The organism is Pseudomonas sp. s4 (assembly GCF_046764235.1).
GTDB lineage: Bacteria > Pseudomonadota > Gammaproteobacteria > Pseudomonadales > Pseudomonadaceae > Aquipseudomonas > Aquipseudomonas asiatica.
On sequence record NZ_CP177209.1, the window covers coordinates 1,735,833 to 1,762,774 of the forward strand.

General features: G+C 64.8%; 21 protein-coding genes. 14 read left to right on the plus strand and 7 right to left on the minus strand.

Annotation, left to right across the window (positions count from 1 at the left end; translation table 11 throughout):
* Window positions 1–74: 74 nt before the first annotated feature.
* Window positions 75–1,484, plus strand: a complete 1,410-nt coding sequence (locus ACK56M_RS08195) for a PLP-dependent aminotransferase family protein (RefSeq protein WP_043935443.1) — start codon at window positions 75–77, stop codon at window positions 1,482–1,484.
* 350 nt (window positions 1,485–1,834) lie between these two features.
* On the opposite strand, the gene ACK56M_RS08200 is transcribed toward ACK56M_RS08195, so the two are convergent.
* Window positions 1,835–2,875 carry an AraC family transcriptional regulator gene (locus ACK56M_RS08200; protein WP_015269441.1) on the minus strand — a complete coding sequence of 347 codons (1,041 nt, stop codon included), beginning with the start codon at window positions 2,873–2,875 and terminating at the stop codon, window positions 1,835–1,837.
* A 4-nt stretch (window positions 2,876–2,879) separates the two neighbouring features.
* Window positions 2,880–3,998, minus strand: coding sequence for a nitrilase-related carbon-nitrogen hydrolase (locus ACK56M_RS08205; protein WP_015269442.1), 1,119 nt, complete (start codon window positions 3,996–3,998; stop codon window positions 2,880–2,882).
* Window positions 3,999–4,189: 191 nt separating this feature from the next.
* Here ACK56M_RS08205 and ACK56M_RS08210 point away from each other — a divergent pair, with 191 nt between their 5' ends.
* Both ACK56M_RS08210 and ACK56M_RS08215 read left to right on the plus strand, forming a co-directional pair.
* Window positions 4,190–6,226 carry an NADPH-dependent 2,4-dienoyl-CoA reductase gene (locus ACK56M_RS08210; protein ID WP_015269443.1) on the plus strand — a complete coding sequence of 679 codons (2,037 nt, stop codon included), beginning with the start codon at window positions 4,190–4,192 and terminating at the stop codon, window positions 6,224–6,226.
* Between the two features lie 153 nt (window positions 6,227–6,379).
* Window positions 6,380–7,270 carry a 1-aminocyclopropane-1-carboxylate deaminase/D-cysteine desulfhydrase gene (locus tag ACK56M_RS08215; protein ID WP_015269444.1) on the plus strand — a complete coding sequence of 297 codons (891 nt, stop codon included), beginning with the start codon at window positions 6,380–6,382 and terminating at the stop codon, window positions 7,268–7,270.
* Here ACK56M_RS08215 and ACK56M_RS08220 read toward each other — a convergent pair.
* Together ACK56M_RS08220 and ACK56M_RS08225 are read right to left on the minus strand one after the other, a co-directional pair.
* A complete protein-coding gene (locus tag ACK56M_RS08220) occupies window positions 7,261–7,806 on the minus strand; it encodes a cytochrome b (protein ID WP_003260150.1) in 546 nt (181 codons plus the stop codon). The two genes, ACK56M_RS08215 and ACK56M_RS08220, sit on opposite strands and share 10 nt — an antisense overlap.
* A 162-nt stretch (window positions 7,807–7,968) precedes the next feature.
* Window positions 7,969–8,901, minus strand: a complete 933-nt coding sequence (locus ACK56M_RS08225; protein WP_043935444.1) for a DUF1853 family protein — start codon at window positions 8,899–8,901, stop codon at window positions 7,969–7,971.
* A gap of 88 nt (window positions 8,902–8,989) precedes the next feature.
* Here ACK56M_RS08225 and ACK56M_RS08230 point away from each other — a divergent pair, with 88 nt between their 5' ends.
* From ACK56M_RS08230 to ACK56M_RS08280, 11 genes are all read left to right on the plus strand, one after another.
* On the plus strand, window positions 8,990–9,880 hold the full coding sequence (locus tag ACK56M_RS08230; protein WP_013971624.1) for an NAD(+) kinase: 891 nt from the start codon (window positions 8,990–8,992) through the stop codon (window positions 9,878–9,880).
* Window positions 9,880–10,851 (plus strand): metallophosphoesterase, encoded by a 972-nt coding sequence (locus ACK56M_RS08235; protein ID WP_013971625.1) that lies wholly within the window; start codon window positions 9,880–9,882, stop codon window positions 10,849–10,851. The genes ACK56M_RS08230 and ACK56M_RS08235 overlap by 1 nt, the downstream gene beginning before the upstream one ends.
* Window positions 10,848–11,735, plus strand: coding sequence for a rhomboid family intramembrane serine protease (locus ACK56M_RS08240; protein WP_015269446.1), 888 nt, complete (start codon window positions 10,848–10,850; stop codon window positions 11,733–11,735). Before ACK56M_RS08235 ends, ACK56M_RS08240 begins: the two co-directional genes overlap by 4 nt.
* A 13-nt stretch (window positions 11,736–11,748) precedes the next feature.
* Window positions 11,749–12,009 carry a YeaC family protein gene (locus tag ACK56M_RS08245; protein ID WP_003260154.1) on the plus strand — a complete coding sequence of 87 codons (261 nt, stop codon included), beginning with the start codon at window positions 11,749–11,751 and terminating at the stop codon, window positions 12,007–12,009.
* Window positions 12,006–12,836, plus strand: a complete 831-nt coding sequence (locus tag ACK56M_RS08250; protein WP_411959357.1) for a DUF2797 domain-containing protein — start codon at window positions 12,006–12,008, stop codon at window positions 12,834–12,836. Before ACK56M_RS08245 ends, ACK56M_RS08250 begins: the two co-directional genes overlap by 4 nt.
* A 13-nt stretch (window positions 12,837–12,849) precedes the next feature.
* Window positions 12,850–15,507 (plus strand): aminopeptidase N, encoded by a 2,658-nt coding sequence (pepN, locus tag ACK56M_RS08255; protein WP_191471877.1) that lies wholly within the window; start codon window positions 12,850–12,852, stop codon window positions 15,505–15,507.
* Window positions 15,508–15,796: 289 nt separating this feature from the next.
* Window positions 15,797–16,816, plus strand: a complete 1,020-nt coding sequence (locus tag ACK56M_RS08260; protein ID WP_015269449.1) for a WD40/YVTN/BNR-like repeat-containing protein — start codon at window positions 15,797–15,799, stop codon at window positions 16,814–16,816.
* A gap of 20 nt (window positions 16,817–16,836) precedes the next feature.
* Window positions 16,837–19,212, plus strand: a complete 2,376-nt coding sequence (locus tag ACK56M_RS08265) for an efflux RND transporter permease subunit (RefSeq protein WP_024086538.1) — start codon at window positions 16,837–16,839, stop codon at window positions 19,210–19,212.
* 151 nt (window positions 19,213–19,363) lie between these two features.
* A complete protein-coding gene (locus tag ACK56M_RS08270; protein ID WP_015269450.1) occupies window positions 19,364–19,654 on the plus strand; it encodes a DUF5629 family protein in 291 nt (96 codons plus the stop codon).
* Window positions 19,620–20,750, plus strand: a complete 1,131-nt coding sequence (locus ACK56M_RS08275; RefSeq protein WP_224765876.1) for a lactonase family protein — start codon at window positions 19,620–19,622, stop codon at window positions 20,748–20,750. The genes ACK56M_RS08270 and ACK56M_RS08275 overlap by 35 nt, the downstream gene beginning before the upstream one ends.
* Window positions 20,751–20,872: 122 nt before the next feature.
* Window positions 20,873–21,052 carry a hypothetical protein gene (locus ACK56M_RS08280; RefSeq protein ID WP_012271225.1) on the plus strand — a complete coding sequence of 60 codons (180 nt, stop codon included), beginning with the start codon at window positions 20,873–20,875 and terminating at the stop codon, window positions 21,050–21,052.
* Window positions 21,053–21,173: 121 nt separating this feature from the next.
* Here ACK56M_RS08280 and ACK56M_RS08285 read toward each other — a convergent pair whose 3' ends face one another.
* The 3 genes from ACK56M_RS08285 to ACK56M_RS08295 are packed head-to-tail and all read right to left on the minus strand — an operon-like array spanning window position 21,174 to window position 26,643.
* A complete protein-coding gene (locus ACK56M_RS08285; protein WP_047932973.1) occupies window positions 21,174–21,767 on the minus strand; it encodes a glutathione S-transferase in 594 nt (197 codons plus the stop codon).
* On the minus strand, window positions 21,764–25,408 hold the full coding sequence (locus tag ACK56M_RS08290) for an AAA family ATPase (protein ID WP_100413400.1): 3,645 nt from the start codon (window positions 25,406–25,408) through the stop codon (window positions 21,764–21,766). The genes ACK56M_RS08285 and ACK56M_RS08290 overlap by 4 nt, the downstream gene beginning before the upstream one ends.
* Complete coding sequence (locus tag ACK56M_RS08295) at window positions 25,405–26,643, minus strand: exonuclease SbcCD subunit D C-terminal domain-containing protein (RefSeq protein ID WP_013971635.1); 1,239 nt, start codon at window positions 26,641–26,643, stop codon at window positions 25,405–25,407. The genes ACK56M_RS08290 and ACK56M_RS08295 overlap by 4 nt, the downstream gene beginning before the upstream one ends.
* Window positions 26,644–26,942 lie beyond the last annotated feature (299 nt).

Below are 26,942 nucleotides of genomic sequence, written 5' to 3' on the forward strand. Positions count from 1 at the left end.
ACCAAGGCCATGTACAATCCAATACAGTTTGACCGAACTGTTATGCACATTAATCCAGCACAGTTGAGGGTGCGATGAAACGCAGTGGAACGCTGATTCGGACCGTCATGGGTGAGGTGCAGGCGAGGATAGCCTCCCGGACCTACACACCCGGTACGCGGATCCCTTCGGTCCGGGCAATGGCGCAGGCCATGCAGGTATCGGTTTCTACCGTACTTGAGGCCTATGAACGGTTGATGGCAGAGGGGGTGCTCAGCGCCCGCCCTGGCTCTGGCTACTACGTGGCAGGGCCCGTGGCGCCCTTGGCACTGACCGAACTCGGCCCCAGGCTCGATCGTGAGGTCGACCCGCTGTGGATCTCGCGCCAGTCTCTTGAAACCTCCAGCGATGCGCTGAAACCAGGGTGCGGGTGGCTGCCTGCCTCCTGGATGTACGAAGCCGGCATGCGTAAAGCGCTGCGAGTCGCTGCCCGTTCCGACACGGTAAAACTGGCCGAGTACGCTTCGCCGCTCGGGCATCCGCCGCTCAGGCAGTTCCTGTCGCGACGGCTGGCTGGCATCGGCATCGAAGCCCCGCTGGAACAGATCATGCTCACCGAATCGGGCACCCACGCCATCGACCTGATTTGCCGTTTTCTGCTGGAACCGGGGGACACGGTCCTGGTCGACGACCCCTGCTATTTCAATTTTCACGCACTGCTCAAAGCCCACAGGGTGAACATTGTCGGGGTACCCTACACGCAGACAGGCCCGGACATCGAGGCGTTCGGCGCAGCCCTGCTCAGGCACGCACCCAGGTTGTACATCACCAATTCCGGCATCCACAACCCAACCGGGGCCAGCCTGTCCCCGGTCACCGCGCACAGGCTGCTGAAGCTGGCCGACACCTCTAGCCTGGTGATCGTGGAGGACGACATCTTCGCTGATTTCGAGAATACGCCCGCGCCACGGCTGTCTGCCTTCGACGGCCTCTCGCGTGTGATTCAGATAGGCAGCTTTTCCAAGACCATCTCTGCTTCAATCCGATGCGGCTACATCGCCGCCCGTGGTGAATGGATCGAGAGCCTGGTCGACCTGAAGATCGCGACCACCTTCGGCGGCGGACGCTTGGCCGCGGACATCATCTATCAAGCGATTACGGATAGCGGGTACCGAAAACACATGGAAGGTGTCCGCCACCGGTTAGGCGAGGCAATGGACAGAACGGTGCCGAGGCTTCAGGCCATTGGTATCAAGCCGTGGATAATTCCCCAGGCAGGCATGTACCTCTGGTGCCAGCTCCCTCAAGGCAAGGATGCAGCAACGCTGGCCAGGACCTGCCTGAATGAAGGTGTAGTGCTGGCGCCCGGTAATGCGTTCAGCCAATCCATGACGGCGGGGGATTTCCTGCGCTTCAACGTTGCTCAATCGGGTGACGGCAAACTCTACGAAGTGTTGAAAAGGGCGCTGAGTGCGCAGTCGCCAGAGCACTTAGTGCCTGGCTGAGCTTATCATGGGGCACACCTGCGGCGACAGAAATGGCTATGGCATGCTTGCGCACTGCACGAGGGAGCGCAGCCAGCACTGCGCACGCGTAGTTCGGCTTGGGCCTGCCGTCTAAAGCCTGCATGACCTACAAACGGCTAATATCAAGTAGCACGGGGCTAACGATTGCTGGGCACCGGATCATAAGCTTGTCATGATTCCTTCATCCTTCCTGCCTAGGGTGAGGCGACAGTTACCAGGAAAAATGAATGAAGAGGGCTTAGGGCTATGGACGAATACCAAGAAGAACTTCTCGAATTCCAGGCTTATGAACTGGACACCCCGGAACCGGCTGACGACGCTACAGAGCTCTAGCCTGCCCGCCGCTGGCTGCGGCGAAACTCTCCCGGTGTAAGGCCCGTCCAGCGCTTGAACGCGCGCTGGAAGGCCTCGGCCGACGCAAACCCCAGCAGATAGGCAATCTCGCCGAAGGCCAACTCCGTATCGCGAATATAGGTCTCGGCCAGGTCGCGCCGTGTTTCACTGAGCAGGTCGCGAAAGCGCGTGCCTTCCTCGGCCAGTTTGCGGCGCAAGGTCCAGGTCGGCAGTTGCAGGTGCAGCGCCACTTCTTCCAGGTCCGGTTCACGGCCACCATTGAGCAACGGGCCCAGCAGGTGGGTAATGCGCTCACCCAGGCTGCGCACCCGCGTACGCTGCAGCATTTCCGCCTCGCACAGCTGTAGCAGGTGCTGCCAGGTGCTCGGGCAATGCCTGGGGTTGGCCAGCTGCAGCGTGGCCCGGCTCAGGCGCAGCTGGTTACCAGCGGCCGCGAACTGCACGGGCGTGCTGCACAGCGGCTGGTAGCGCGCGGCATAAGCGGGTGCGGCGAACTCGATGTCCATATGTTCGGCCTGCACCGCCGTACCGGCCAGGTCGGCAAGCTGGGCGAGCCATCCGGCAAGTAGCGAATCGACCACGAAACGGTTGTAGGCGTTGTAGGGGCTGATGGAGTAGAAGCGCAGCCAGGCGCCCTGGGCATCTTCCTGAAAACTGGAGTGGCCTCGGTAGTTGGCCGCATACAGCGGCTCAAAGCGCAACAGGGTACGTGCCGCCTCGCCCAGGTTCGGTGCCTGGGCAGCGGTGACCCCGGCCAGGCCGGCATGCGCCAGGCGGCTCAGGCGCCCCATGTGCAGGCCCAGTGCGGCCTCGCCGCACAGCTCGATGGCAGCGTGCCCAAGGTGCATGTAGCGCGGGATCGACAAGCGCGCACCGGCTTCGCCCAGGCGTGCCGCGTCCAGGCCATAGCGGCGCAGCAGCGGCTCGGGGTCGTGGCCCAGTTCACGCAGGGCCTCGGTCAGCGGCTGGACAAAACCAACCGACAGGTCACCCAGGCGCACGCGGGGGCGGGCCATGGGCTTACAACCACAGGTTCAACAGGCGGGCTCCAGGGCTGGGGGGGCCTGCCAGCAATTCACCCGCCTGGCGGGCAAAGCCCTGGCCGTCGCTGCCCTGTTCCCAGAACTGCCCACGCATGAACACGCTCATGCTGCTGACGCTGGTTCCGGCCGATTGGGTCAGTCGCTGCCATGCAGCCTGTTCGCTGACTTCGCCGCGCCGCAAGGGCAGCCCGGCGCTGGCATCCTGATGGCGATTGCCGCGCCAGGGCGCTTGCCAGCTGCCCTTGCCGCTGAGGAACACCGGGTTGGCGATCAGTTGTACTGCCTGTTGGGCCAGTTGTTGGTGGTTTTCCGGGTACCAGCTGTCGCTGCCCACCAGCACGCCCAGGCGCCCGGCAGGGGTTTGCAATACCTGCAGCGGGTGCTGGCGGCCATCATGTACATAGCGGCGCATTTCGCTGTCGGGGAACTGCTGGCGTTGCGGTTGGCCCAGCAGCGAGCCGTCGCCGGCGAACACCACGCTGCTGTTGAACAGCGGGCCGCTGCCGGCATGCAGCACGCCCTGTTTCACGTAGGGGGCGGGCAGTACGATAGAGCCGGCCACCAGGGTGACATTGAATTCCTTGGCCAGGCCACCGAACAGTTGCTGGTAGTCCGCAGCCATCTGCTCGGCTTTCATGCGCAGGTGCGCGTCGGCGCGCCAGTCGTCCCCGTCGGCACGGAGCATGGCCAGGCCATAGCGCAGCGGGTTGCTCAGTTCCAGCCATTGCAGAGCTTCGCGGCTTTGCGTGACTTGATAAAGCTCGTTTTTTTCGCCACGCGCCCACAGCCAGGTGCCGATGTGCTCGGGTAGCACCACCACCGTGCGCGGGCCGACCAGCCCTTGGGTGCGGGCTTGCTCCAGGTAGGCCGCGAGCTTGCGGTGCAGGCGCTGCAGGTTCTGGTAGTCGCCCGGGAACAGCAGCGGTTCGACGCCAAGCAGGTTGCCGTGCTCGCCCGGCACGCCATGGTTCAGCGCCAGTTCGATGCGCAGGTCGGACAGGTAATGGCCTTCCGGGCGCTGCTGGGTCCAGAAACCGTAGCCGCAGAGGGCGGCGATCATCACCAGCGCCAGGGCGCTTGCCAGGAGTTTTCGCATGAAGCAGGACAGCGCCTTGGAAACAAGAGTTTCCTAGGGTAGTCGCGCTGTGCGCGAGGATCAATAACTTGTCAGTTTCGATCATTGAGCCCGTTCAAACGTCTGTTTAATGTCGCAGGCAGACAAACGACGGGGTCCGCCAGCCGGTGAGGCACCCGCATTCCGTGAATACGCCACCTGGGGACCTTTCCATGGCCGCCGACCGCTACCCGCACCTGCTCGCACCGCTGGACCTGGGCTTCACTACCTTGCGCAACCGCACCCTGATGGGCTCGATGCACACCGGCCTCGAAGAGCGCCCGGGCGGCTTCGAGCGCATGGCGGCGTACTTTGCCGAGCGCGCCCGCGGTGGTGTCGGCCTGATGGTTACCGGCGGCATCGCGCCCAACGATGAGGGTGGGGTGTATTCCGGGGCGGCCAAGCTCAGCACCGAGGAAGAAGCCGACAAGCACCGCATCGTCACCGAGGCGGTACACGCTGCCGGCGGCAAGATTTGCCTGCAGATCCTGCATGCCGGGCGCTACGCCTACAGCCCGCGCCAGGTGGCGCCCAGCGCGATCCAGGCGCCAATCAACCCGTTCAAGCCCAAGGAACTGGACGAGGCGGGTATCGAGAAGCAGATCGCCGACTTCGTCAATTGCGCGGTGCTGGCCCAGCGCGCCGGTTACGACGGCGTCGAGATCATGGGTTCGGAAGGCTACTTCATCAACCAGTTCCTCGCCGCCCACACCAACCACCGCACCGACCGCTGGGGTGGCAGTTATGAAAACCGCATGCGCCTGGCGGTGGAGATCGTCAGCCGGGTGCGCGGCGCGGTCGGGCCGAACTTCATCATCATCTTCCGCCTGTCGATGCTCGATCTCATCGAGGGCGGCAGCACCTGGGATGAAATCGAGCTGCTGGCCAAGGCCATCGAGAAGGCCGGCGCGACCTTGATCAATACCGGCATCGGCTGGCACGAAGCGCGTATACCGACCATTGCCACCAAGGTGCCGCGCGCGGCATTCAGCAAGGTCACCGCCAAGTTGCGCGGCGTGGTGAACATTCCGCTGATCACCACCAACCGCATCAATACTCCGGAGGTGGCCGAGGCGGTGCTGGCCGAAGGCGATGCCGACATGGTCTCGATGGCACGCCCGTTCCTGGCCGACCCGGACTTCGTCAACAAGGCCGCTGCCGGTCGCGGCGACGAGATCAACACCTGCATCGGCTGCAACCAGGCCTGCCTGGACCATACTTTCGGCGGCAAGCTGACCAGTTGCCTGGTCAACCCGCGTGCCTGCCACGAGACCGAGCTCAACTACCTGCCTGTGCGCACCGTGAAGCGCATTGCCGTGGTCGGCGCAGGCCCGGCCGGCCTGGCGGCGGCCACGGTGGCGGCCGAGCGCGGCCACGCGGTGACCCTGTTCGATGCCGCCAGCGAGATCGGCGGGCAGTTCAATGTGGCCAAGCGGGTACCGGGAAAGGAAGAGTTCCATGAAACCCTGCGTTACTTCCGCAACAAGGTCAAAAGCACGGGCGTGGACTTGCGCCTGAACACCCGGGTCAATGTGCAGTCCCTGGTGGACGGTGGCTACGACGAGATCATCCTGGCCACCGGCATCGCCCCGCGCACACCGGCCATCCCCGGTGTCGAGCATGCCAAGGTGCTCAGCTACCTCGACGTGCTGCTCGAGCGCAAGCCGGTGGGCAAGGCTGTCGCGGTGATTGGCGCGGGTGGCATCGGTTTCGACGTTTCCGAGTATCTGGTGCATCAGGGCGTTGCCACCAGCCAGGACCGTGAGGCGTTCTGGAAGGAGTGGGGTATCGACACCCATCTGCAGGCGCGTGGTGGCGTGGCCGGGATCAAGGCCGAGCCGCATGCCCCGGCGCGGCAGGTGTACCTGTTGCAGCGCAAGAAATCCAAGGTGGGTGACGGCCTGGGCAAGACCACTGGCTGGATTCACCGCACCGGGTTGAAGAACAAGCGGGTGCAGATGCTCAACAGCGTCGAGTACCTGGGCATCGACGATGCGGGCCTGCACATTCGCGTGGCCGATGGCGAGCCGCAGGTACTGGCGGTGGACAACGTAGTGATCTGTGCCGGGCAGGAACCGCTGCGCGAGCTGCAGGACGGGCTGGTGGCGGCGGGGCAGTCGGTGCACCTGATTGGTGGGGCCGATGTGGCGGCCGAGCTGGATGCCAAGCGGGCGATCAACCAGGGTTCGAGATTGGCGGCTGAGCTCTGAGATCGCCGGGGCCGCTTTGCGGCCCATCGCCGGCAAGCCGGGCTCCCACAGGTACAGCGTGATGCTTGAGGTTGGCGCTGTACCCGTGGGAGCCCGGCTTGCCGGCGATGGGCTGCAAAGCAGCCCCCAGGCCTTCACTGGTAAACTCGCGCGATGCAATTTGACCTCCCCCAACCCCCCTTGCAGCCCCTGATCCTGCCCTGGCTCCAACAAGCCCAGGTAGAAGCCGCCATCCTGCGCCTGGACCTGATCGATCCGCTGATCAGCGGCAACAAATGGTTCAAGCTACGCCATCACCTGCAACAGGCCAGCGCCAGCAACGCCTCGGGCCTGATCAGCCTCGGCGGCAACCATTCCAATCACCTGCACGCCCTGGCCGCTGCCGGCAAGCGCTTCGGCTTCGCCACCGCCGGCCTGCTGCGTGGTCACGCCCAGGACACGCCAACCGTGCGTGACCTGCAGGCGCTGGGTATGGAACTGCACTGGCTGGGCTATGGCGGCTACCGCGCACGAAACCAAGCGGGTTTCTGGGACCCTTGGCAGGCACGCTATCCGGGTTGGCACTGCATCCCCGAAGGGGGAGGCGGGCTTGCCGGTGCACAGGGCTGCGCGCTGATCATGCAGCAGGCACGGGCGCAGATCGCGGCACTGGGCTGGTCGGGCTACGACGCCTGGTGGCTGGCTGCCGGAACGGGGACTACCCTGGCCGGTCTGGTAATGGCCGAGGCGGGCGCACATGTGGTGCATGGTGCATTGGCGGTACCCAGGGACCATGGCGTGCCGGAGGCGGTAGCAGCACTGGCCGGCGCGCATGGCTACAAGCTGCACGACGCCTGCCGTGGCGGTTTCGGCAAATTCGACGCTGATCTGCTGGCGTTCATCGCTGATTGCGAGCGGCACACCGGCGTGCCGCTCGAAGCCCTCTACACAGGCAAGGCCCTGCTGGCCCTGCGTGAGCAGGTCGAGGCCGGGCTGTTCGCGCCCGGCACCCGCCTGATCGTGGTGCACACCGGCGGCCTGCAGGGCCGGCGCGGTTACTTGTAGGGCAGCATGCGCAGCAGCGTGTTGTCGCGCTGCACATAGTGGTGATAGAGCCCGGCCAGCGCGTGCAGGCCGATCAGCCAGTAGCCCCAGCTGCCGATGCGTTCATGCCAGCCTTTGATGAACTTGGCCTGATCCGGGTTCGGGCCGATCAGGTGCGGCAGCTCCAGGCCGAAGAACGGCACTGGTTTGTCGGCGGCGCTGAGGATCAGCCAGCCGGCCAGCGGCAGGATGATCATCAGCAGGTACAACGCCAGGTGCATCAGGTGCGCGAGGCCGGTCTGCCAGGCCGCAGGCTTGGGCACGATGGGTGGGGTCGGGCGGCTCAGGCGGATGGCCAGGCGCAACCAGACCAGCACGAACACGCTGAGCCCGAGCATGAAGTGCAGGTCCTTCATCAGGTTGCGTTCGACGCTGTCCTTGGGGAACAGGCCACGCAGTTCGATTAGGGCGTAGACAGCGGCCAGCAGCACCAGCATCAGCCAGTGCAGGGCAATGGACAGGCGCGCGTAATGGGTCGCGGGGGTGGATGAAACCATGATCGGTCCTCGTCATCAGGTCGGAATGGCGCTCTTGCCGGCGCTCAGGAAGTACTGTAATGGCTGCGGGGGAACAAATCTTTGCGCCAGGTCTGTGAAAATTGTGTTGTCTGCACCGGCCTCTTCGCGGGCAAGCCCGCGAAAGGGCCGGTACAGCTGGCATCATGCCTCGGGTGTAGATGGCCAACTGTCAGCCACCAGAAACACCCGCTCGGCCTCCTGCCACGCCCCGTCAGCCTCTTGCTCCAACCTCACCAGCAACTGCGCCGGAGCCTGCCGTTCCAGCACATGCAGCCACGCCGCAAACTGCTCCACCGCCCAGCACTCATGCGCCTCGACCCGCGCCGGCGCCAGCCAGGCATGCCGTTGCAGCGGCTGCCATTGCTCACCTTCGCCCATGACCCAGTCCCGCCGCCGCAGCCAGCGCCCGCGCAAGTGCTGCGGGTTGGCGCCCTGTGGTGGCTGCGCATGCCCGGGCCACGGGTAGAACAGATAGCCACCCAGCCACACATGCGCCTGCACCTGCTCCACCCCCAGCCGGGCCAGCACCTCGCGGCTGTGCGCCCCCGCCGACATGGGCAACTGGTGCCGTGCCAGGTGCGCCAGTTTGCTTCCCAGTCGGTCATGGCAGCCTGGCCCTAGCCAGGTGTCGGGGTCGTGCCCGGGGTGTTCCGGACCCAGGTACAGCTTGATGGCCAGTTCCAGGTGGTGCACACCATCGCGGTCGCGCAGCACCACATCCAGCTCGCCCAGGGTGCGCCCGCCTTCGCGAATCGCCAGGTTGGCTGCCAGCAGTTCGATGCCCGGGGCCTGGCCCAGGGCGAATTGCCACAGCCGTTCGTAGTAGTGCCCCAGGCGCCGGCTGCCTAGCTGCGCCAGCCAGTCGCGCAGTGGGCGATCATCGTCATCCAGCGCCCGCAGCCAGTCTGCCAGGCGCTGTGGCTGGTCCGCCCACAGGCTACCCGCCAGCGGGTGGCGCTGGGGGCAGGGCGGGGCGCTGAGCAACGGGGGCGACAGCAGGGCCCAGGCCAGGTCGCGCACGTTGGGGCGGCGTAGCTGCCGGGGCAGGTCGTGGAGCAGGGCGAATGGCATCATCCTGCGAGCATAGCCGGTTTGCCGCTACCCGGTGGTTTCGCCCATAATCGCGGCATAGTCACCCGCCGCAGAGCCTCGCAGGAGCCCCATGGAGCAATTTCGCAATATCGGTATCATTGGCCGCCTTGGCAGCTCCCAGGTGCTCGACACCATTCGCCGACTGAAAAAATTTCTTATCGAGCGCCACCTGCACGTGATCCTCGAGGACACCATCGCCGAAGTGTTGCCTGGCCATGGCCTGCAAACCTCCACCCGCAAGCTGCTGGGTGAGGTCTGTGACCTGGTCATCGTGGTCGGCGGCGACGGCAGCCTGCTGGGCGCCGCCCGCGCCCTGGCCCGGCACAACATTCCGGTGCTGGGCATCAACCGTGGCAACCTGGGCTTCCTCACCGACATCCGCCCCGACGAGCTGGAAGAGAAGGTCGCCGAAGTGCTCGACGGCCACTACCTGGTGGAAAACCGCTTCCTGCTGCAGGCCGAGGTACGCCGCCACAACGAAGCCATCGGCCAGGGTGATGCGCTGAACGATGTGGTGCTGCACCCGGGCAAGTCCACGCGCATGATCGAGTTCGAGATCTACATCGATGGCCAGTTCGTCTGCAGCCAGAAGGCCGACGGCCTGATCGTCGCCACCCCCACCGGCTCCACCGCCTACGCGCTGTCGGCCGGCGGCCCGATAATGCACCCCAAGCTCGACGCCATCGTCATCGTGCCGATGTACCCGCACACCCTGTCAGGCCGGCCGATCGTGGTCGACGGCAACAGCGAACTGAAGATCGTGGTGTCCAAGGACCTGCAGATCTACCCGCAGGTATCCTGTGACGGCCAGAACCACTTCACCTGTGCCCCCGGCGACACCATCACGGTGAGCAAGAAACCGCAGAAGCTGCGCCTGATCCACCCGCTGGACCACAATTACTACGAGGTCTGCCGCACCAAGCTCGGCTGGGGCAGCCGGCTGGGAAGCAGGGACGACTGATGCTCGATCCGGCGCGTAGTTTCGACATCATCGGTGACGTGCACGGTTGTGCGCTGACCCTTGAACGCCTGCTCGACGCCCTCGGTTACAAGCGTGTGGCAGGCGTGTGGCGCCACCCGCGGCGCCAGGCGCTGTTCCTTGGCGACATCGTCGACCGCGGGCCACGCATCCGCGAGGCGCTGCACATCGTCCACGACATGGTCGAGGCCGGCCAGGCGTTCTGCATCATGGGCAACCACGAGTACAACGCCCTGGGCTGGGTCACCCCGGCACTGCCTGGCAGCGGCAAGGCCTTTGTGCGCGAGCATACGCCACGCCACGCCCGGCTGATCGACGAAACCCTGACCCAGTTCGCCCACCACCCCGCTGACTGGCACGACTTCGTCAACTGGTTCTACGAATTGCCGCTGTTCGTCGACGCCGGGCGTTTCCGCCTGGTGCATGCCTGCTGGGACCCGCGGCTGATCGAGCCGCTGCGCCAGCAGTACCCCGACGGGCGTATCGACGAGCATTTCATCCAGGCCTCGGCGGTGAACGGCAGCTTTGCCGCCACCGTGTGCAACCGCCTGCTGCGCGGTACCGACATGCGCCTGCCGGACGGCCTGACCCTCACCGGTGGCGACGGCCTGACCCGTGCCTTCTTCCGTACCAAGTTCTGGGAAGAAGACCCGCAAACCTACGGTGACATCGTGTTCCAGCCAGACGCCCTGCCCGCGGAAGTGGCCAGCACCCCGCTCAGTCACAGCCAGAAGAACGCCTTGCTGCGCTATGCCGAAGACGAGCCCATGCTGTTCGTCGGCCATTACTGGCGCAGCGGCCGCCCGGCGCCGATCCGCGCCAACCTGGCCTGCCTGGACTACAGCGCCGTGCTCTACGGCAAGCTGGCAGCCTACCGGCTGGATGATGAAACCCGCATCGACCCGCACAAGTTCGTCTGGGTCGACGTCGACCGCCCACAGGCCAACCAATGAACATTATCGAAGTGATGCGCCTGCCGCTGTCGGTCGACCTCAGCGGCTTCGTTCACCTGCTGCAGCGCCTGCAGGTGCCGCACCGGGTCAGCGAGGAGGGCGATGCCCAGGTGCTGTGGGCCCCCGACACCCTGGCAGCGGACGTCCGCGAACTCTACCAGCGCTACCCCGACGGCAACGCCGACCTCGAACTTGCACAGGACCCTGTGGGAGCGGGTTTACCCGCGAATAGCCCCACACAACCCTCCCTGGCAGAACAGGCCAAAGCCTGCAAAGTCACCACTATCACCCTGCTGCTGTGCTTCATCGTCGCCGGCCTCACCGGCCTTGGCGACAATTTCACCACCATCAGCTGGTTCACCTTCCTCGATTTCCGCGTCCAGGGCGACTACCTGTACTTCAACCCGCTGGCGCAAAGCCTGGACCAAGGCCAGTGGTGGCGCCTGGTATCGCCCATGCTGCTGCATTTCGGCGTGCTGCACCTGGCCATGAACAGCCTGTGGTACTGGGAGCTGGGCAAACGCATCGAACTGCGCCAGGGCCCGTGGGCGCTGCTGGGCCTGACCCTGCTGTTCAGCCTGGTGTCCAACCTGGCCCAGCATTACAGCAGCGGGCCGAGCCTGTTCGGCGGCCTGTCCGGCGTGCTGTACGGCCTGCTCGGGCACATCTGGCTGTACCAGTGGCTGGCACCCGACCGTTACTTCAACCTGCCCAAGGGCGTGCTGGTGATGATGCTGATCTGGCTGGTGGTGTGCCTGAGCGGCGTGATCGACACCCTGGGCCTTGGCCAGATCGCCAACGCCGCCCACGTCGGCGGGCTGCTCATCGGATGCCTGACCGGGCTCTTGGGTGGGGCGCTTGCCCGGCGTAAACTGTCGGCTTGAATCAGGAGACACTATGTCCACTTTCGCGCAAATGATCGAAAACATCACCCCGGAAATCTACGAGAGCCTGAAACTGGCCGTGGAAATCGGCAAATGGTCGGATGGCCGCAAGCTCACTGCCGAGCAGAAAGAGCTGTCGCTGCAGGCGGTAATCGCCTGGGAGATGAAAAACCTGCCCGAAGACCAGCGTACCGGCTACATGGGCCCGCAGGAATGCGCCTCGAAGTCCGCGCCGATCGCCAACATTCTGTTCAAGTCGGACTCGGTACATTGATCGAACTCGCTCGTGGCTCGTTGAGCAAGATGGCGGTAAGCCTGCAGGCGCCAGTGGTGCAGTACAGCTTTCGCCTGGATGACACGCAGGTGCCGGTCAACCCGCTGATCGGCCAGCGCCTGCGCCTTGAGTACCTTGGCGCCATTCACTGCAGCCATTGTGGCAAGCGCACCAAGACCAGCTTCAGCCAGGGTTACTGCTACCCGTGCATGACCAAACTGGCCCAGTGCGACGTGTGCATCATGGCCCCGGAAAAGTGCCACTACGACGCCGGCACCTGCCGCGAACCGTCGTGGGGCGAACAGTTCTGCATGACCGACCATGTGGTCTACCTGGCCAACTCGTCGGGGATCAAGGTCGGTGTCACCCGCGCCACCCAGCTGCCCACCCGCTGGCTCGACCAGGGCGCCAGCCAGGCCCTGCCGATCGTGCGCGTGGCCACCCGCCAGCAGTCCGGCCTGGTCGAAGACTTGCTGCGCAGCCAGGTGCCGGATCGCACCAACTGGCGCGCCCTGCTCAAGGGCGATGCCGAGGAGCTCGACCTGGTGGCCATTCGTGAACAGGTCTTCGACGCCTGTGCCGATGGCTTGCGCGAGCTGCAGGGGCGTTTCGGCCTGCAGGCGGTTCAGCCGCTGGCCGATGCCGAAGTGGTGCAGATGAAGTACCCGGTCGAGGCCTACCCATCGAAGATCGTCAGCTTCAACCTCGACAAGGACCCGGTAGTGGAAGGCACGCTGCTGGGCATCAAGGGCCAGTACCTGATCTTCGACACCGGTGTGATCAATATTCGCAAGTACACGGCCTACCAGTTGGCCGTACTCCAGTAAAAAGGACCTGCACATGCGTACCGAACAACCGCAAGTGATCTACCTCAAGGATTACCAGGCGCCCGAGTACCTGATCGACGAGACGCACCTGACCTTCGAGCTGTTCGAGGACCATACCCTGGTTCACGCGCAACTGGTCATGCGCCGCAACCCGGCACGCGGTGCCGGCCTGCCGCCACTGGTACTCGATGGCCAGCAGCTTGAGCTGCTGCGCGCCTCGCTGGATGACCAGGAACTCCAGCCGGGCGACTACCAGCTCGACGCCGACAGCCTGACCGTGCAGCCCAAGGCCGAGCGCTTCACCCTCGACACCAGCGTGAAGATCCACCCCGAGAGCAACACCGCGCTGGAAGGCTTGTACAAGTCGGGCAAGATGTTCTGCACCCAGTGCGAGGCCGAAGGCTTCCGCAAGATCACCTACTACCTCGATCGTCCGGATGTGATGAGCACCTTCACCACCACGGTGATCGCCGAGCAGCATCGCTACCCGGTATTGCTGTCGAACGGCAACCCGATCGGCAGCGGGCCGGCAGACGATGGTCGCCACTGGGCGACCTGGGAAGACCCGTTCATGAAGCCGGCCTACCTGTTCGCCCTGGTGGCCGGTGACCTGTGGTGCGTCGAGGACAGCTTCACCCGCCAGTCCGGCCGTGACGTGACCCTGCGCATCTATGTCGAGCCCGAGAACATCGACAAGTGCGACCACGCCATGGTCAGCCTGAAGAAGTCCATGCGCTGGGACGAAGAAGTCTATGGCCGCGAGTACGACCTGGACATCTTCATGATCGTCGCGGTCAACGACTTCAACATGGGCGCCATGGAAAACAAGGGCCTGAACATCTTCAACTCCAGCTGTGTGCTGGCCCGTGCCGAAACCGCCACCGATGCCGCCCACCAGCGCGTCGAAGGCGTGGTTGCCCACGAGTATTTCCACAACTGGTCGGGCAACCGCGTCACCTGCCGTGACTGGTTCCAGCTGTCGCTGAAGGAAGGCTTCACGGTGTTCCGCGATGCCGAGTTCAGCGCCGACATGAACTCGCGCACGGTCAAGCGCATCGAAGACGTGGCCTACCTGCGTACTCACCAGTTCGCCGAAGACGCTGGCCCCATGGCCCACCCGGTGCGCCCGGACAGCTTCATCGAGATCTCCAACTTCTACACCCTGACCGTGTACGAGAAGGGCGCCGAAGTGGTGCGCATGGTTCGTACCCTGCTGGGCGCCGACGGCTTCCGCAAGGGCAGCGACCTGTACTTCGAACGCCACGATGGCCAGGCGGTGACCACCGACGATTTCATCAAGGCCATGGAAGACGCCAACGGCGTCGACTTCACCCAGTTCAAGCGCTGGTACAACCAGGCCGGCACCCCGCGCCTGGAAGCCAGCGAGGCCTATGACGCGGCCGCGCAAACCTACAGCCTGACCTTCCGCCAAAGCTGCCCGCAGACCCCGGACAAGGCCGAAAAGCTGCCGTTTGTGATCCCGGTGGAGCTTGGCCTGCTGGATGCTGCAGGCAACGACCTGCCGCTGCAACTGGCCGGCGAAGATACGGCGCAGGGCACCAGCCGCGTGCTGTCGGTGACCGAGGCCGAGCAGACCTTCACCTTCCAGGGTATCCAGGCCAAGCCGCTGCCGTCGCTGCTGCGTGGTTTCAGTGCACCGGTCAAGCTGAGCTTCCCCTACGACCGCGACCAGCTGATGTTCCTGATGCAGCACGACAGCGACGGCTTCAACCGCTGGGAGGCGGGGCAGCAGTTGTCGGTGCAGGTGCTGCAGGAGCTGATCGGCCAGCATCAGCGCGGCGAAGCACTGAAGCTCGACCAGCGCATGATCACCGCCCTGGGCACCGTGCTCGGCAACGAGTCGCTGGACCCGGCCATGGTTGCCGAAATGCTCTCGCTGCCGGGTGAGGCCTACCTCACCGAAATCAGCCAGGTGGCCGATGTGGACGCCATCCACGCCGCCCGCGAGTTCGCCCGCCAGCAGATCGCCGAGAAGCTGTTCGACGCCCTGTGGGCGCGCTACCAGGCCAACCGCGAAGTGTCGCGCAGCACCGCCTACGTGGCCTCGGCCGAGCATTTCGCTCGCCGCAGCCTGCAGAACATCGCGCTGTCGTACCTGATGCAGAGCGGCAAGCCGCAGGTGCTGCAGGCGACTTTGGAGCAGTTCGAGCACTGTGACAACATGACCGAACGCCTTACCGCCCTGGCCGTGCTGGTCAACTCGCCGTTCGAGGCCGAGCGGGCCAAGGCGCTGGAAGCCTTTGCCGAGCACTTCAAGGACAACCCGCTGGTCATGGACCAGTGGTTCAGCGTGCAGGCGGCCAGTACGCTGCCGGGCGGGCTGGCGCGGGTCAAGGCGCTGATGCAGCACCCGGCGTTCACCCTGAAGAACCCGAACAAGGTACGTGCGTTGATCGGCGCCTTTGCCGGGCAGAACCTGGTCAACTTCCATGCGGCGGATGGCTCGGGCTACCGCTTCCTGGCGGATCTGGTGATCGAGCTGAATGCGCTGAACCCGCAGATCGCTTCGCGGCAACTGGCACCACTGACCCGCTGGCGCAAGTATGACGCTGCGCGTCAGGCCCTGATGAAGGGCGAGCTGGAGCGGATTCTGGCTTCTGGTGAGTTGTCCAGTGATGTGTATGAAGTGGTGAGCAAGAGCCTGGCTTAAGGGCGAAGGGGGCTGCTTTGCAGCCCATCGCCGGCAAGCCAGCTCCCACAGGTACTCTACTGCCGTCAAGGCATGTGCTGTCCCTGTGGGAGCTGGCTTGCCGGCGATGGGCCGCACAGCGGCCCCCGGCTTTTTACAGCCGACAACAAAACATAACACCCCGCCCGTTGTGTTCCCGCAAATATCCCCGCTACGATCCCCTCAAGCTATTGCGGGCCTCTAGATCAGGCTTTTCGCAGTACCTGCAGTGCATTGACCCACCAGACAAGAACACAACAGGGGGACAGTCATGAGGGAACAGAACAGGCGCTTTGCCTGGCCATTGGCAGCCAGCGCGGTACTGGCGCTGGGGCTCGGCGTGTGGGCTGACAACGTGCAAGCCGCTGCCGCCGACGAATATTCCACCGAATCGGCCAAGGCCAGCCAAAGCCTGCTGATCGACGCCACCCATGCCGGCAAGCGCCTGGTGGTGGTGGGCGATCGCGGTCATATCCTGTTCTCCGACGACCAGGGCAGAACCTGGACCCAGGCGCGGGTGCCCACCCGGCAACTGCTGACCGCGGTGTTCTTCCTCGACGACAAGCGCGGCTGGGCCGTCGGCCACGATGCGCTGGTGCTCGCCAGCAGCGATGGTGGTGCCACCTGGAGCAAGCAGTTCGAAGACCTGCCCCGCGAAGCACCCTTGCTCGATGTCGCCTTCCTCGACGCCCGGCACGGCTTTGCCGTAGGTGCCTACGGCGCCTTGCTGGAAACCACCGACGGCGGCCAGCACTGGCAGGACGTGGCCGAGCGCCTGGACAACCCCGACCAGCTGCACCTGAACGGTATCGCCCAGGTGCGTGACGCGGGCCTGTTCATTGTCGGCGAGCAGGGCGGCATGTTCCGCTCAGCCGACAACGGCCAGACCTGGGCCAAGGTTCAAGGCCCCTACGAGGGCTCGCTGTTCGGCGTGATCGGCACTGCACAGCCGCGCACATTGCTGGCCTACGGCCTGCGCGGCAACCTGTTCCGCTCCACCGATTTCGGTGACAGCTGGCAACCGATCGAGCTCAAGGCCGCACGTGGCACCCTCGAATTCGGCCTGGCAGGCGCTACGCTTGTCGAGGACGGTAGCCTGGTGCTGGTCGGCAATGGCGGCAGCGTGCTGCGCAGTACCGATGACGGCCAGACCTTCAGTGTCTACAACCGCGCCGACCGCATTGCCCTGGCCGGCGTCAGCGGCCTGGCCGATGGCGGCCTGCTGCTGGTAGGGCAGGGTGGCGTGCACCTGGCTGACCCGCAGGGTGCTGACCAGGAGGTGCGTCCATGACCAGCAGGGAGAGCATCACCATGCATCCGCATCACCAGGACAAGGCCACGTTGCTCGAACGCCTGATCTTCAACAATCGCCCCGTGGTCATCGCCCTGTGCGTGCTGGTCAGCATCTTCCTGTTCTGGCAGGCCACGCAGATTCGCCCGTCCACCAGCTTCGAGAAGATGATCCCGCTGCAGCACCCGTTCATCGAGCAGATGATGGAGCACCGCAACGACCTGGCCAACCTCGGCAACACCGTGCGCATTTCGGTGGAAGCGGTGAATGGCGACATCTTCGACAAGGACTACATGGAGACCCTGCGGCAGATCCATGACGAGGTGTTCTACATCCCGGGCGTCGACCGTGCCGGGTTGAAGTCGCTGTGGAGCCCCAGCGTGCGCTGGAGCGAGGTCACCGAGGAAGGCTTCTCGGGTGGCGAGGTGATTCCCAACACCTACAACGGCTCGCAGGACAGCCTCGACACCCTGCGCGACAACGTGCTCAAGTCGGGCCAGGTGGGGCGCCTGGTGGGCAACAATTTCAAGTCCAGCATCGTCGATGTGCCACTGCTGGAGAGCTACCCCGACCCGCAGGACCCGGGCAAGCAGGTGAAGCTGGACTACCAGCAGTTCTCGCACCAGCTTGAAGAAAAGATCCGTGACAAGTTCCAGGCGCAGAACCCCAACGTGAAGGTGCACATCGTCGGCTTCGCCAAGAAGGTCGGCGACCTGATCGACGGCCTGGTGATGGTGGCGATGTTCTTCGGCGTCGCCCTGGCCATCACCTGGGTGCTGCTGTACTGGTTCACCTGGTGCATCCGCAGCACCATCGCCGTGCTCATCACCACCCTGGTGGCAGTGGTCTGGCAGCTGGGCCTGATGCATGCGGTGGGCTTTGGCCTGGACCCGTACTCGATGCTGGTGCCGTTCCTGATCTTCGCCATCGGCATTTCCCACGGGGTGCAGAAGATCAACGGTATCGCCCTGCAGTCGAGTGATGCCGACAACGCCCTGACCGCTGCCCGGCGCACCTTCCGCCAGCTGTTCCTGCCTGGGATGATCGCCATTCTCGCCGACGCCGTGGGCTTCATCACCTTGCTGATCATCGACATCGGCGTGATTCGTGAACTGGCCATCGGTGCTTCCATCGGTGTGGCGGTGATCGTGTTCACCAACCTCATCCTGCTGCCGGTAGCCATCTCCTACGTCGGCATCAGCAAGAAGGCCGTCGAGCGCAGCAAGCAGGACGCCACCCGCGAGCACCCGTTCTGGCGCCTGTTGTCGAACTTCGCCAGTGCCAAGGTGGCGCCTGTATCGGTGGCCCTGGCGCTGGTCGCCTTCGCCGGTGGCCTGTGGTACAGCCAGAACCTGAAGATCGGCGACCTCGACCAGGGCGCACCGGAGCTGCGCCCCGATTCGCGCTACAACCAGGACAACAACTTCATCATCAGTAACTACTCGACCAGTTCCGACGTGCTGGTGATCATGGTCAAGACCCCGCCGGAAAGCTGCTCGATCCACTCGACCATGGCGCCGATCGACGAGCTGATGTGGACCATGCAGAACACCCCGGGCGTGCAGTCGGCAATTTCCCTCGTGACCGTGTCCAAGCAGGTGATCAAGGGCATGAACGAGGGCAGCCTGAAATGGGAAACCCTGTCGCGCAACCCGGACATCCTCAACAACTCCATCGCCCGCGCCGATGGCCTGTACAACGGCGACTGCTCGCTGGCACCGGTGCTGGTGTTCCTCAACGACCACAAGGCCGAAACCCTGGAGCGGGTCACCGCCGTGGCCAAGGCGTTTGCCGACAGCCACAACAAGGAAGGCCTGCAGTTCCTGCTGGCGGCGGGCAACGCCGGGATCGAAGCGGCGACCAACGAGGTGATCAAGTCGGCCGAGCTGACCATCCTGATCCTGGTGTACATCTGCGTGGCGGTGATGTGCCTGATTACCTTCCGCTCGTTCGCCGCCACCCTGTGTATCGTCCTGCCGCTGGTGCTGACCTCGGTGCTGGGCAACGCGCTGATGGCCTACATGGGCATCGGGGTCAAGGTGGCGACCTTGCCGGTGGTGGCGCTGGGTGTGGGCATTGGCGTGGACTATGGCATCTACATCTACAGCCGGCTGGAAAGCTTCCTGCGCGCCGGGTTGCCGTTGCAGGAGGCGTATTACGAGACCCTGCGCTCGACCGGCAAGGCAGTGCTGTTCACCGGCTTGTGCCTGGCCATCGGCGTGTGCACCTGGATTTTCTCGGCGATCAAGTTCCAGGCGGACATGGGGTTGATGCTGACCTTCATGCTGCTGTGGAACATGTTCGGGGCGCTGTGGCTGCTGCCGGCGCTGGCAAGGTTCCTGATCAAGCCTGAGAAGATGGTGGGCAAGGAGGGGGGCTCCATTTTCGCTCATTGAATTGCCGGGGGCCGCTTTGCGGCCCATTCGCAGCACAAGGCTGCTTCTACAGGGGGGACCGCGAGCCTTCTGTAGGAGCAGCCTTGTGCTCGAATGGGCTGCAAGGCAGCCCCAAGGCTATAATGCCAACTCATTTCAGATTGGTACCCCCATGTCCCCCCTCGCCACCGCCCTGCAGTCCTGCGACATGCTCCTGATCGACGGCCTGCACGCCTTCGACTTCACCTCCGATGAATCCGGCCTCACCATCGAATGCATGGACGGCCGCCAGCTCCGCCGCTGGTCCTTCACCCCCGAGCAGATCACAGCTGCCATCGCCGTGGGTGACGAGTGGCAACTCGACGATGCCGACGGCGCGCATCGACTAGTCTGTATGAGTGCCTTTCGCGCCCCGGATGATGACGAAGATGAATCGGATCTGGACGAGCCTGCTGACCGCTAGCCTGATGAGCCTGACCATCCATGCCCACGCCGCCACCTTGCTGGTGGGCAGTTACACCGATGGCGCCAGCGAGGGCATCTACCGCTACGGGTTCGACGAAAAGACCGGTCATATCGACCCGTCGCCGCAGCAGGTGGTGGAGAGTGTCAGCCCTTCATGGCTGGTGCTGTCGGCCGATCAACGCCAACTGTTCGCGGTCAACGAAACCCCGAACGGCAATGTCAGCAGTTTCGTCGTCAGTGCAAAAGGCGAGATCAAGGCACTCAACCAGGTGACCAGCCAAGGTGACGAACCGACCCACGCCAGCCTCAGCCAGGACCAGCGTTATCTGTTCGTGGCCAACTACGCGGTCAAGCCCGATCCCGGCGGCAGCCTGGTGGTAGTTCCGGTGGCCAAGGACGGCAAGCTCAAGCCGGTGGTGCAACAGGCCCGGCACAAGGCGAGCGGGGTCAACCCCGAGCGCCAGGCCGGCGCCCATGTGCATTCGCTGGTGCTGTCACCGGACGGCCGCCACCTGTATGCCAGCGACCTGGGTGCCGACAAGGTGTTCATCTACCGTTACGACGGTGCTAGCGCAGACCACCCGTTGACGCCAGCGATCCCCGCGTCGGTGGACCTGCCGCCGGGCAGCGGGCCGCGCCACCTGTTGTTCGACGCCAAGGGCCGTCACGCCTACCTGACCCTGGAAATGAGTGCCGAAGTGGTGATGTTCGACGTGCAGGAGGGCAACCTGGTCGAACGCCAGCGCCTGCCCCTGACCGAGAGCAAGGAAGCTGCGGCGAAAGCGGCAGGTGGCTTGCACCTGTCGGCAGACGGGCGCTTTCTGTATGTGAGCAACCGCGGCACGGCCAACGAGATCGTGGCGTTCAGCGTGGGCAAGCAGGATGGCCAACTGACGTTCCTGCAGCGCCGTTCGGTGGAGGGGGATCATCCCCGCGAGTTCGCCCTCGATCCGAGTGACAACTTCCTGCTGGTGGCCAACCAGAAGAGCAACCAGATCGTGGTGATACGCCGCGATCCGCGCAGCGGCAAGTTGTTGGAGACGGTGCAGAAGCTGAAGCAGGAGGCACCGTCGGACCTGAAGTTCATCGAGTGATATCGATCGGCGTGATAATCGATACTGCCGCAATGAATTTTTGCCTGCGGCTTCGGCGGCGTAAGTTTGACCCAAGGCCCAAACGGGCCAACGTCAAACCACCGCCGTCGAGGTCAGCCCAGATGAACTTCAATCTCTTCCCGGTCATTGCCGCATCCGCCATTTCCGCTTCGGTCGTATTGCCGGCGCATGCCCATGCCGACAGCAGCGGCAAGGCGTCTGCTACCCATAGCTACACCGAACAGTACCTGCGCCAGAGTGCCAACTTCCATGCGGCATTGAGTGGCAAACACAACCACTGAATCCTGTACTGGCCCTATCGCCGGCAAGCCAGCTCCCACAGGGGTTGAGCAGGCCTCAGGTCCAGCGCCGTACCTGTGGGAGCTGGCTTGCCGGCGATAGGGCCAGTACAGGAAACAGCGTTCATTTGGCCATGACTGACCTGAACAGCTCCGAAGCCAACCACCCCTCCAGCCAGCTCCGCACCCGCGGATAAGCCGCCTCGGCGAACCACTGCGGTTCGACCCCGGCAAACTGGCGCATCAGGGGCAGCAACGCGGCATCGGCAATGCTCGGGTGCGTGGCCAGCAAGTAGGGCCTGCCCGCCAGCAGGCCTTCGAGCTCCGCCAGCCAGGCCTCGGCCTGCTGGCGGTAATGCTCGCGGGTATGCTCGGGGTAGCGCTCGGCATACTTGTACAGGTTCACCTGCGCCTTGAACGTGCTGTCGTTGCGCGCAATCAGTGTTTCAGCCTGCTGCGCCGCCGCAGGGTCGGCCTGCAGCCGCCAGTCCTGCGGGTCGTTTTGCGCCAGCGCCCAGCGCATGATGTCCAGGCTTTCTTCGAGCACGCCGGCGCCGGTATCCAGTACCGGCACCGTGCCCTTGGGTGACAGGGCCAGCAGTTCTGCCGGCTTGTTCTTCATCGCTACCTCGCGAATCTCCACCTCGCACCCCGCATAGCGCAGGGCCAGGCGCGCGCGCATGGCCCAGGGGCAGCGGCGGAACGAGTAGAGGATCACCCGCACACCTCCACGTCACTCAGGCCATTGCCTTGGCGGCGCACCTGGATCTGCACCGGGATGCGTTCGTGCATTTCCTGCACGTGGGAAATCACTGCCACCTTGCGGCCCTGGGCCTGCAAGCCGTCGAGGGCGTCCATGGCCAGTTGCAGCGACTCGGGGTCGAGGCTGCCGAAGCCTTCGTCGATGAACAGCGATTCGATGCGCAGCGTGCTGGAGGCCATCGAGGCCAGGCCCAGGGCCAGGGCCAGCGACACCAGGAAGGTTTCCCCGCCAGACAGCGAGTGCACCGAACGCAGTTCGTCACCCATCTCGGTGTCCAGCACCAGCAGGCCGAGGGCGCTGCCGCCGCGCTTGAGGCGGTAACGGCGGGCCAGCTGGCGCAGCTGGGCGTTGGCGTGGTGCAGCAGCAGGTCGAGGTTGTAGCCCTGGGCGATCTTGCGGAACACATCGCCCGAGGCCGAGCCGATCAGGGCGTTCAGGCGAGCCCAGCGTTGCCACTGCTGGTGGGCCTGTTCGATTTCCGCCGCCAGCGCCTGGTGCGCCTGTTGGCGACGCTGGTCATCGGCCTGCTGTGCACGCAGTTCGGCGCATTGCTGCTCATGGCCGGCCAGGCGTTCGCGCAGTTCGGTCAGGGCCTGTTCCAGGGCGTCGGCCGAGGTGTCCACAGTCATTTGCGCGGCATGTTGCTGCAGGCGTTGTTCACGTTCTTGCAGCAGCACGCGGCCCTGTTCGATGGCCTTTTCGGCGCCTTGCAGGCGCTGGCGCAGCTCATTTACCTGCGCGTCCTCCATGCCCAGCAGGCGATCCAGGCCGGCGTCGTCCAGTTCCGGGTGTTCTGCGCGCCACTGGGCGATCTGGCCCTGCAACTGCTGGCACTCGGCGTCCAGCGCCTGCTGCTGCTGGGTGTTGGCCTTGAGTTCGCTGGCCAGTTGCACGCCTTGGGTACGCAAGTCCTGCAGGCGCTGGGCAGTGTCGGCATCGAGGGCGCGGGCCTGCTCCAGCGCGGCGTCCATATGCTGTTGCCAGGCCTCGGCGCTTGCATGCCCGCCAAGCAGTTCGCCAAGCGAAGCCTGGGCCTGTTGGCGCTGCTCGTCGAGGGCGGCAAGTTTCTGCTGCAACTGCTGCTGGGTCTGCACGCGTGCCTGTTGCTGGTCGCGCAGCTTGTCCAGCTGGGCCTGGCGGGCTTGCTGTTCTTCCTGTTCGTCCTTGCGCTGCTCCAGTTGCTGCAGGCGCAGGGCGATCTGCTGGTCCAGGGCGAGGAAGGCATTGGCCGGGTCGTCGTTCAAGGCCTTGAGGGCTTCTTCGGGCAACACGCCGGCAAGGTCCTCAAGGCCTTGCTGCAACTGCTGCTCGTCGCTGACCAGGGCCTGGTGCTGTTGCTCCAGGTGGCGCTGGGCCTGCTGTTGCGCCTGCTGGGCGGCCTGCAATTGCTGGTTGAGACGGGCTGCATCTTTTTGCAGGGCGAGCAGGGCGCTCTGGCGTTTCTCGTCCTGGCCGATTTCTTCGTCCAGGCGTCGCAGCTGGCTGTCGAGCCAGGCACTGCGGGCATTGTCGTCCTGCGGTGCCAGGGCGGGCCACAGGCTGTGCGCCTGCACCTGGGCCACCAGCGGTTGTAGCTGTTCGCCCAGTTGCTGCTGTTGCTGCTGATAATCCTTGAGCTGGGCGTTGACCACGCCCAGCTGGGTGCGCAGCTCCACCAGCTTGCTGTTGAGGGTTTCGACCTGCTTCTGCGCGGCGTCTTCCTCGGCCTGGTCATGGCGACCCAGGCTTTGCAGCAGCGCTTCAGGCTTGTGGAACGGGTGCTCGGCGCTGCCGCACACCGGGCAGGGTTCGCCGTCGCGCAACTGGCCGCGCAACTCTTCGACGCTGGTGTTACGTGCCAGGCGCTGGCGTTCCAGCAACTGGCGGGTGAGGTTGAGCGCTTGCTCGGCGGCCTCCAGCTCGGCCTTGGCGGCGGTGCCTTCGGTAATCAGCTGCTGGCGCTGCTGCATGGCCTGCTGCTGACGCACGCGCACGGCCTCCAGCTGCTGACGCAGTTCCAGTTCACGGCCATGCAGGCGTGACAGTTCTTCCACGGCGCGCTGCTGCTTGCGGTTGTCCTGCAGCATGCCACCCAGCAGGTCGATCTGTTCTGCCAGGGCCTGGGGTTCGGCCTTGGCTTCGCGGAACAGCAGCTCGAAGGCATCGCGCTCGGCCTGCAAGTGCGCATTGGCCTGGCTGGCCTGGGCCTGTAGGCCAGGCAGCTCTTCACGGCCCTTGGCCAGGCGGCCACCGATCAGCATCACTTGCTTCAGTTGCGGCAGGTAGGCGTGCCAGGCGTTGGCCAGGCCCGCCAGGTGCTGGCTGTCGGCGAGCGCGGTGTCGATCTGCGCCAGTTGCTGCAGGCTGCGCTGCTGGTTGTCTTCCAGCTGCTGCAGGTGCTGCTGGCCTTCGGCGACCTGCTGCTCGGCCTGCTGGCTGGCACTGCGCTGTGCTGCCAGCTCCTGGTCCAGGCGGGCCAGGTTGTCCTGGGCGGCAAAGGCCTGGCGCAGGCGAGGGGCGTTCTCGCTGTGTTGGGCCTGGCTGACGGCAAGCGCCTGGCGCGCGGCGTCCAGCGCCTGTTCGAGCTCGCCGGTGCGCACTTGCAGCTCCGCTTGCTGCTGCTGTTGCTCGGCGATCTTCGCTGCCACCGGTGCCAGTTGCGCAGTCAGTGTCTGATGGCGGTGGAACTGGTGACGCTGCGGGGCCAGACGCTCCAGGCGCACGAGGTCCAGGCGCTGGTCAGCCAGTTGTTGCCAGTCCTGTTCGGCGGCCTGCAGCGCGGTACCGGCTTCGGCGTGCTGGGCCTGCAGCTGGCGCTGCTCGTTCAGCCAGTTGCGTTGCTGTTCCAGCTGGCGCTCGCCGGCCTGGTCGGCCTTGAATTGCTGCTGCGCCTGTTCCAGGCGCTGGTCGAGCTCGGCGCGGGCTTCGGTGGCCATCGGCAGCAGGTGGCTGGCACGGTCCTTCAGGGCATTGTGGGCCTCGCCGGCTTCGCGTGCCTTGCTGAAGGCCCGCTGGCCCAGGCGGGTGTAGATGGCGGTGTTGGTGAGCTTTTCCAGCAGCTCGCTGCGTTCTTTGTCGTCGGCCTTGAGGAAGGCGCCAAATTCGCTCTGGGCCAGCATCACCGCGCGGGTGAACTGTTCGAAGTTCAGGCCCAGGCGGGCTTCGACCAGTTGTTTGTACTCGTTCTTACCGCTGCCCAGTACCTGCTCGCTGTCCAGGTCGTAGAAGCTCTGGCGGCTGTGCTGCAGCTTGCCGTTGGCCTTGTCGCGGGCGCGGTTGGCTTCCCAGCGGGCGCGGTAGCGGCGGCCATCGATGCCGACGAAATCGACTTCGGCAAAGCCGCTGCCGGTGCCGCGGCGCAGCAGGTTGCGCGGGTCGGAGGTAGGGATTTCACCGTCTGCATCCGGCACCTTGGCCTCGCGGCCAATGTCGTTCAGCCGTGGCACGGTGCCGAACAACGCCAGGCACAGGGCGTCGAGCAGGGTACTTTTGCCCGCCCCGGTAGGCCCGGTGATGGCGAACAGGCCGGCGCTGGCCAGCGGTTCGGCGGTGAAATCGATATCGACCGGGCCGGCCAGGGATGCCAGGTTCTTCAGGCGGATGGCGAGAATCTTCATGGCTGTTCCTCTTCCTGCTGCACGTCCTGCAACAGCAGGGCGAAGTCGGCCAGCGCCTGTTCGTCGGCGGGGTTGCCATAGGCTTGCTCCCAGGCGCGGCTGAACAGGTCCTGCGGGGTCATCTGGGCCAGTTCGACAAAGGCCAGGTCATCGTCTTCGGCATTGTTGCGGCCGGCGTATTCGGCGCTGATGCGGATCAGGCGCACGGCCTTGCCTTGCAGTGCGGTTTCGATCTGCTGGCGCAGGTCGGGTTGCGGCTCATCCAGTATCACCCGCACCTCCAGCCAGGGCTGGCGGTTGGGGTCTTCGAGCAGGTCGATCACTGGCAGCTCGGCCAACTGCTCCAGCAGTTCGCCCAGTGGTGCCGGGCCGACCCGTTGCAGGGCCACGGCGCGCGGTACCGGGCGCGGTTCGACGCTGACCAGGCCAGTGCCGTCCAGCTCCACTTCCAGCACTTGGTGCGGGTAGTTGATTTCGGCGAACGACAGCGGGATCGGCGAGCCGCTGTAGCGGATGCGTTCTTCGCGGTTGACCTTCTGCGGCTTGTGCAGGTGGCCCAGGGCGACGTAGCTGATGGCCTTGTCGAACAGCTTGGCCGGCAGCGCCTCGGCGTTGCCGATGATCAGGCTGCGCTCGGAGTCCTCCGACACCGCGCCACCGGCCATGTGCGCGTGGCTGATGGCGATCAGCGCCTGGTCCTTCTTGCGCTTCTTTTGCGCGGCGGCGATCAGCTGCTGGTGCACCTGGGTAATGCCTTGCAGGTAGTCGTCACCCAGTTGCGGACCGGTCACTTCGGCCGGGCGCAGGAAGGGCAGGGCCAGGCACCAGGCGGCGACCTTGCCGCGGCCGTTGGTCAGCGGAATCAGCAGGCGCTCGGCGTCCAGCTGGCCCTCGTCCAGCCAGTGCACACGGCCCAGGGCATGGGTGCGCAGGCGGCGCATCAGCGCCGCGGGCAGCTCGATGCGCGAGCCGGAGTCGTGGTTGCCGGCGATCATCACGATGTCCAGCTTCGGCTGTTGCTCGTGGGCCTGGACGATGAAGTCGTAGAGACGTTCCTGGGCTTTGACCGGCGGGTTGACCGTGTCGAAGATATCGCCGGCGATCAGCAGCGCATCCGGCTGGCGCAGGCGCAGCTGGCCGAGCAACCAGTCGAGGAAGCAGGCGTGTTCGAAGTCGCGTTCCTGGCCGTGCAGGCTTTGGCCCAGGTGCCAGTCGGAGGTATGAAACAGACGCATGGATGACCTGTTGGTGTCGAGTCGAGCAAGCGGGGGCTTGGCTTGGGTGATGGGTGTTCCGCAAGGGCGGTATGGTAACCCAAGCCTATGCGGCAAGGCAGTCGCTCCTGGCGGGTAAGTGCTTTCCTACAAGCAGGTCCGCGCACTGAACGCCTTGTTCATTGACGGCCTAACGGCGTTTTCCTAGCGTCCTTGGGTTTCAAGCCTCAAGGACGCAACAATGATCAAGGATCTGACCGAGCGCTCGCTGCTTCAGTCTTGTCGTTCATTCACGTTGCACAACTTGGCCGAACAGGAGT